At 62.7% G+C, this 1,011-nt stretch carries 1 protein-coding gene; it reads left to right on the top strand.

The annotated features are described in order from the left end of the window. Position 1: 1 nt before the first annotated feature. A complete protein-coding gene (locus tag ACNSTU_RS17515; RefSeq protein WP_418212819.1) occupies positions 2-988 on the top strand; it encodes an IS630 family transposase in 987 nt (328 codons plus the stop codon). The last annotated feature ends 23 nt before the right edge of the window (positions 989-1,011 follow it).

The following is a 1,011-nucleotide window of genomic DNA, read 5'->3' as shown; positions in this document are numbered from 1 at the left end:
CATGCATGCCCTGCGGATGCAGGCGATCAAGGCGGTGCGCAATGGGCGCACGGTTGCGGATGTTGCCGAGGCGTTCGGATTCAACGAGCGCACGGTGTTCAAGTGGCTGGCGCGCTACAACGACGGCGGACAGAAAGCGCTGCAGTCGAAGCCCAAGTCGGGCCGTCCGCGCAAGCTCACCGACGATGAGATGCGCTGGATTGCGCGGGCGGTGCGCGACGAGACGCCGCAGCAGATGAAGCTGCCCTACGCGCTGTGGACGCTGTCGTTGATCCAGGAGCTGATTCGCCAGCGTCTGGGCAAGTCGCTGACACTGCCGTCGGTGAGCAAGGTGATGAAAACCCTCGGGTTCTCGGCGCAGAAGCCACTCTACGAGGCCTGGCAGCAGAACCCGGAGCTGGTGCGTGAGTGGGAGACGCACACGTATCCCGAGATTCGCCGGGAGGCGAAAGCCGTCGGGGCGACGATCTACTTCGCCGACGAGTCGGGGCTGCGCTCCGATTACCATGCTGGCACCACCTGGGCGCCGGTCGGTGAGACGCCGGTGGTTGAGGTCACGGGCCGGCGGTTCTCTGTGAACATGCTCTCGGCAGTTGGTCCGCGAGGCGAGCTGCGGTTCATGGTCCATGAGGGCACGGTCAACGCCCGGGTCTTCCGGGAATTTCTCCGGCGGTTGCTGGTGGGTGCCGAGAAGCCGGTGTTCGTGATCGTCGACGGCCATCCCGCCCACAAGGCCAAACTGGTCAAGGAGTTCGTGGCTTCGACCAACGGGATGCTGAAGCTGTTCTTCCTGCCGCCGTATGCGCCGCACCTCAATCCTGACGAGCAGGTCTGGGCGCACGTCAAACGTGACGTCAGTCGCCGGGGTGTCGAGAACATCAAGCAAATGAAGCGTATGGCCATCTCCGCGCTCAGGCGCATTCAGAAGCTCCCCGGGTTGGTGCGCTCATTCTTCCAGCAGTCGGAATGTCAGTACGCTGCAACATGACTTTACTTTCTTAAAGGTTAGTA

The organism is Aquisalimonas sp. APHAB1-3 (assembly GCF_048323695.1).
In the GTDB taxonomy this organism is placed as follows: Bacteria; Pseudomonadota; Gammaproteobacteria; order Nitrococcales; family Aquisalimonadaceae; genus Aquisalimonas.
The sequence above is the reverse complement of the archived record's forward strand: the minus strand, read 5'-3'. Positions and strand labels throughout refer to the sequence as shown.